Source organism: Moorena sp. SIO3B2 (assembly GCF_010692525.1).
Classification (GTDB): Bacteria; Cyanobacteriota; Cyanobacteriia; order Cyanobacteriales; family Coleofasciculaceae; genus Moorena; species Moorena producens.
On sequence record NZ_JAAHHE010000332.1, the window covers coordinates 1 to 6,538 of the forward strand.

General features: G+C 44.5%; 4 protein-coding genes. 1 reads left to right on the top strand and 3 read right to left on the bottom strand.

What is annotated here, in order from left to right:
- From F6K38_RS32760 to F6K38_RS32770, 3 genes are all read right to left on the bottom strand, one after another.
- On the bottom strand, window positions 1-1,427 hold a 1,427-nt coding region (locus tag F6K38_RS32760; protein ID WP_287359258.1), incomplete at its 3' end, for an NAD(P)H-quinone oxidoreductase subunit 4.
- 387 nt (window positions 1,428-1,814) lie between these two features.
- Complete coding sequence (gene thrB / locus F6K38_RS32765; RefSeq protein ID WP_008184855.1) at window positions 1,815-2,801, bottom strand: homoserine kinase; 987 nt, start codon at window positions 2,799-2,801, stop codon at window positions 1,815-1,817.
- Between the two features lie 615 nt (window positions 2,802-3,416).
- Window positions 3,417-5,213 (bottom strand): serine/threonine protein kinase, encoded by a 1,797-nt coding sequence (locus tag F6K38_RS32770; protein ID WP_008184856.1) that lies wholly within the window; start codon window positions 5,211-5,213, stop codon window positions 3,417-3,419.
- Between the two features lie 360 nt (window positions 5,214-5,573).
- Between F6K38_RS32770 and F6K38_RS32775 the strand changes: the two genes are divergently transcribed.
- On the top strand, window positions 5,574-6,538 hold a 965-nt coding region (locus tag F6K38_RS32775), incomplete at its 3' end, for a WGR domain-containing protein (protein ID WP_287359260.1).

Sequence of the window (6,538 nt, forward strand, 5' to 3'; positions counted from 1 at the left end):
CCAATAATAGGGATTAACAGACAAGCGGTAACGAAAATTTCGCGAGGCTTGGCATCCCCTAGGTATTTCTCAATAATTATGCCAGAGTTATTTTTACCGAAAAATACCTGTCTGAGCAGTGAAAGCAGATAAATCGGAGTTAGGATTAATCCCACTGCTGCTAATAGAACGATGACTACTTTGAAAGATGAGCTGTAGACACTGCTAGTGGTGACTCCAAGAAAGACTGACAACTCACCCACAAAACCACTCATTCCTGGTAAGGCTAGGGATGCCATGGAACCAGCAGTGAAAAGGGCAAATGCTTTGGGCATTTCTTGCGCCATTCCTCCCATTTTTGCCATCGCTAGCGTATGAGTACGTTCGTAGGTGACACCAGATAGGAAGAATAAGGCAGCAGCGATTAACCCATGGGAAAGCATTTGTAAGATAGCTCCATTCATTCCTAATTCAGTGAACGAAGCAATGCCAATCAACACAAAACCCATGTGGGAAATTGACGAGTAAGCTAGTCGTCGTTTGAGATTGTCTTGGCTAAAGGCAAGCAAAGCACCGTAGATAATATTGACCACACCTAATACTGCTAGCACTGGTGCGAAGTAAGTATGGGCATGAGGAAGCATTTCTAGATTCATGCGCATCAGTCCATACCCACCCATTTTCAATAAGACCCCAGCTAATATCATCGACACTGGAGCAGAAGCTTGGCTGTGTGCATCCGGTAACCAGGTATGTAGCGGAAAAATCGGCAACTTGACACCATAGGCAATTAAGAAACCCGCATAAGCTACTAGTTCCAAAGCTATCGGGTAATGCCGATTCCCTAGGGTTTGCATGTCAAAGGTCACTGTATCTCCAGCAAACGCCATCACTAGCGCGGCGACCAGGATAAAAACTGAACCTGCTGCTGTGTAAAGAATAAACTTGGTTGCGGCGTAGAAGCGTTGTTTTCCTCCCCATATAGAAATGAGCAAGTACACTGGCAGCAACTCTAATTCCCACATTAGGAAAAACAACACTAAATCTTGAGCTGCAAACACCCCGATCTGGGCGCTATACATGAACAGCATCAAGAAGTAAAACAGACGCGGTTTATGGTTAATCTTCCAAGCCGCAACAATAGCTAAGGTAGTGACTAAGCCACTTAACACAATCAGAGGCATCGATAAGCCATCGACTGCTACAGACCAACTAATGCCAAGCTGGGGTATCCACGTATAACTTTCCCTGAGCTGAAATTCGGAATTTTGGAAATTGTAATGATGCCAAAACCCATAGATGATTAGGACAAAATCCAGAACGGCTACACCTAGGGCATACCAACGAATCATCCTCAGCCACTTGCTGGGAATGATCGGAATCACCAAAGATGCCACTAGGGGCAGCAGAATAATCGTCGTTATCCAAGGAAAATTCACGGAGACCATAGCTAAGAATAAATACCTATTGCCACATGATTTCAGTATATTAAGTAAAGTAAAGTTTTGCAAAGGTTCTTTACCAAAAAACCAAAAAAAAACTTTTTCAGTAGCCATTGCTACCGAAAAAGTAAAGAATTGTTAAAATTTTAGGTTAAGGTGGGTCACCCCCAGAACCCTTATGGTATAGGGTCATATCAAGTCAGGTGGAATACCCATAATTAGAGGGAGGGTCGGAAGTGTGGGGAGGGTGGGACGTGTGGGGAGATGGGGAGATGGCCAGATGGGGGAGATTTTTATTAAGGGTAATTATCCCGAGATGATATAAGAGGTTTGGGGTAATCAGAAGCAATTACCAACTATAACCAGCAGGGGGTCATACCATGGGATGTGGTATTAGCTACTTAATTCCAGAGCAATCTTGGTGCCTTGGCAATCTAGAGAAAGCGATCGCACTTGAGCCTGAATCCCGGCATCGGTCCAAGCTACCGCCATTGCCTCCTGAACCGCTGGTGCTTGGGACTCACTCACCAAAGCCAACAAAGTAGGACCTGCCCCACTAATCACCATGCCATAGGCTCCAGCATCCAAAGCTGCCGCCTCCACAGCGTCATAACCAGGAATCAGTTTTTGGCGATAAGGCTGATGTATCCGGTCTTGCAAACCGACCCGTAACCAATCCCCCTTACCAGACTCCAAACCCCGCAACAACAACCCCAAACTGGCCACATTCAAAACTGCATCAGCACGGCTATAGCTATCAGGCAACACCTGCCGTGCCTCCTGTGTTGAAAGCTCGAAATCGGGAATTGCCACCACCGGCACCAGATCAGAAGACCAAGCAACATCACAAACTACCCAATCCTGTTGTTGTGCTTCTGGTTCTTGGGGTCTTTGGGGTTTCATCACCAAACCTCGACCGGTCAAACGACATCCCCCCAAAAGCGCTGGAACCACATTATCAGGATGCCCCTCAATTGCGATCGCTAACTCCATTACCTCCTGCTGAGAAAGAGGTTTACCCGCTAACTGATTTGCAGCAATCAATCCTCCAACAATCGCTGTTGCCGAACTGCCCAATCCTCGTGCCAAAGGCACCCCCAAATCAATCTCTAGGTGTACCGGAGGCGGAGTTTTTCCCAGACGCTCATATAAGGTCACAAAGGCTCGATAGACAAGATTACTCTCATCTCTACTCACCTTCTTGGCTTCCACACCAGTAACATCAATCTTAAGCTTGACTGATCCAGAATTTACCGACTCCAGGCGAGTGACTTTAAACTGGTTATATACAGTTAACGCTGCGCCTATGCAATCGAAACCTGGTCCTAGATTAGCGGTAGTACCGGGCACAATAACCCTGACCGTAGAAACAACAGACATTTGACAATATTCTGAACTAAATAATCTTGCCCTAAAAATTGCTCTCCTGTCTACCTGCTTTGGTACATTTATTTACAGTTGGCTGCACGTAAGTGATTTTTTTTTGAATAAACGACACCAAGGCAGAAGTGAGAACGATTAATGATCTATGGTAATCTTGAATCAGTGTATTCTCAGCCTGTGAAAAATTCGATAAGTCGTGAGTGGAGAGCGTGCTGATAGAGCATGTTTGAAATCATCAAAGGCCGATCAGCTGCTAGGGGAGTTCTACATTAATAAAACCTGTTACTCCAAAGCCAAATTATTAAACACCTATAAAATTACAAAATTTTATAAGATACCAAGTTTTGTTAATCACTAAGCAAAATAGCTGAGCGCTTTCTGATAATGGGTAATAGGGCATAATAAATTACCTAATTAAATATAAAATATAATAGCGGTTTCCGTGGTTGAATGTTAATTTTTAAACATTTTTAAACATTGTTAAACATTGTTAAACGTTGTAGATAAAGCATAGTCCCACAAAGAAAAGGGAGTCAAGATCTATTATTTTGTTGCGGTCACAAAAAACTGAGTGGAAGCAATAGCGCGATCGCTCCTGCAAATAAATACCCTCTAAGGCTTGATCAAATTTCTCTCTAATTTCCGATAGGTTTTGACTTGCCGCAGACGCTCTAATGGTGGATAGAGAATCATCACACCTAAGGGAACTGCTGTCACTAAAATGGCGATCAGTACCAACACATTTAAAAATCCTAGTTTCAAACCGATACCTAAACTAATCCCCAAGGCTACCGATAACACAGGCACTCCTAGGGCTAAGATTTTACTAAACCCACGCTTTCGGCAGCTTTGAGCTACTCCTTCCCCTTCAAAGGCTGCCATAAACACTACCGCATCCACTGCTGCAAAGGTAGCAATCGCGCTATCCGTAGCGCGAAACTTGGCACCAAATCCAGCTACCAACAGGGCTGCTACTCCAGCAAAAAACACTGCTGCTACGGTATCCATAGCCTTTAACGGAATACTAAATCTGGCTCTGACTTTTGCTACCAGTTTCGAGACCATCCCAGATGTCACAGCCGCAGTCAATCCCAGCATTGCCACCAAGACTGAAACAAAAGTTGCGATCGCAATCCCGATTGTCCCACTGTTACTCACAATTCCCTCCCAAGCCGTAGTTTCTACCCACGTAGCTGTAGTAGCTAAGCCAATCAATAGCGCTAGGGATAGATAGGGAAGTTTTTTCGTGGCAATTGGTACCGGAGCAGTATGGATTTTCAGGGGTAAAACCTGAGTTGAGTGTTCAGCATTAGTGTGAATTAATACCTCGCGCTCATAGGTTTGGTCTGCCATCAGCTTACTGGTATCTATCGTAATGTGGCACAACCCTTGATTACCATTAACATCAGCTGTGTCCAATCGAATCCAGTCATGGAAGTAGGGAGTATGGGGTGGGTCACTGACATGGGGAGCAATTTGCCAGCGGCTTTCTAAGGCTGTGTCTGGAACTGTGTTACAAATCGTAATAGTTTTTGTCAGTTTTTCCCCTAATTTTTTAGCCCTCAACTCTAGATAAGGTTGGGATAGTTTTGCCTCTGGAATCCGGATGACGTAGATTGGCTTAAGGGCTTCTAAAGCCGTTTCAGCATCAGGAAAACGGTCTTTATGTTTCAGCTCTACCATCCTTTTCAGCCACTCCAGCCAACTCAAACTTACTTGAGGTAGACGATGCTGAAAATTGAGACAATAGTCTTCATCAATTAAAGTATTAATCGTAGTCGATGGAGTACCAGTTAGTAAACAAATCAAGGTCGCTCCTAACCCATATAAGTCTGACGCTTTACTTAGGGCTTTATCAAATAACTGTTCCGGAGCCATAAACCCGATAGTGCCTTTGGCTACACTACTCACCGCTAGTTCACTATCACCAATCCGAGCCAAGCCGAAGTCTACCAAAAAAACATTGATCGTCTCATCTACTAAGATATTTTCCGGTTTGATATCTCGATGAATGATCGGAGGAATCCGATGTTGTAGGTAAACCAGAATGTTGAGTAACCCAACCGCGATTTGCTTAATCTCCTCCGGGTCAAAACTACGAGGTACAGCCAAGGAAGGAGCATGTTTGTATTCTTGTATCAAACAACAGCCCCTAGTGGTTTGGAATGACCCTAAGTAACGGGGGATACCGGGATGATTCAGTCCCCGCAAAACTTGAATTTCCCCTTCTATGGTCTCATAGTCTGACCAGTTACTGTTGCGTTGAGCAAACTGAAACTGCTTGATCACTACCAATTGGTGATTGACCTGGTTTCGGGCTAGGTAGGTCACTCTCCCACCAGCGCGATTATGACCCAATTCCCTGATCACTTTGAAATCATGACTGGATAAGTCTAGAAAATTGCTCATGAGTCTATCGGGTACATCAGAGTCAAGCTACGCAGCAATGGGCAAGTTTTAATCGTAAGCATTCAGCCGTCAGCCGTCAGTGGTCAGTAGTCAGTAGTCAGTAGTCAGTGGTCAGCCGTTGGCCAATGGCCACTCAAGTAGCGTGCGCGTAGCGCATAAGTTGAGAGCTGAGAGCTGAGAGCTAAGAGCTGAGAACTGAGAGCTGAATGGTTACTTTTAATCCTTTCAGTTAGGCTGGGCTTACCGTGCTTCTATTTACGATAGCTTGCTAATTGGGGAACGGGAGCGACTAGATAATTTTTTTAATATGGTGGTAATGACAGGCGTTTCTACTTCTAACTGGGTTTTCCCTGATCTCCTATGAAACTGATCAAACGCACTACGCTCCATTATCAAGCTGGTAACTCAGATAAAATCTACGAAGTCGATCTCTGTGATTTCGGTAACGAGCAGTATATCGTTAACTTTCGCTATGGACGCCGTGGCAAGACCTTGAAAGAAAGTTCAAAAACTGCTCAGCCGGTAGCTTTAGCTAAAGCACAACAAGTGTTTGATCAGTTAGTTGGCTCAAAACTCAAGAAAGGCTATCAAGATGTAACTGAAGCATCAAGTAGTCAGACTCAAGAAGAGGTTAATGACTTAATTAGCAGTAACTTAGTTACCAAAGACCCACGCCATCAAGCCATTCTCAACGCGATTGCAAATCCAGATAGTAGTAAAGGCTCTAGTAAATGGTCCCAAACCCGAGCGATATGGCGGGCTGGAGAATTAAAAATTCGTGAAGCTACGCCCTTAATTATCCCTCTGATTGGCACTGATCAACCCTTAAAAGACTACTGCATTGCTTGGGCTTTAGGATGGTGTGGTGATGAGCATGTAATTCCTCATCTCCAACGCTTGTATGAAACCCCTTCAACTCCAGACTTTGTCAAGCGGATTGCTTGGGAAGCCTGGATGAAACTCTGTGATCCATCAACTCAAGAACGGTTGCGCTCTCAACAGATAGAGCAATTGCCTGCCGAATTGCAATCCCATATCGAAAGCGATAATCCTGCTGACTTCTCTAATGCCCTAGTTACCTATCTAGACAGTAACGACTATACTCGTTTTGGTGTTCTCGATACCCTATATCAAATTAATAATGCTCAAGTGCGTCCAGCACTACTAAACCTATTACGCACTGCTCCCCTACGCCCCAACTACTTCAAAGCCATTCGCCACATATTCAAGATTGCCGAATATCGACAAGATGCGGAAGTATTTGGCATTATCGCCTACCGCCTAGACACCGAGCCACCAATGTTTCGTCAGTCTTATTGGCATCG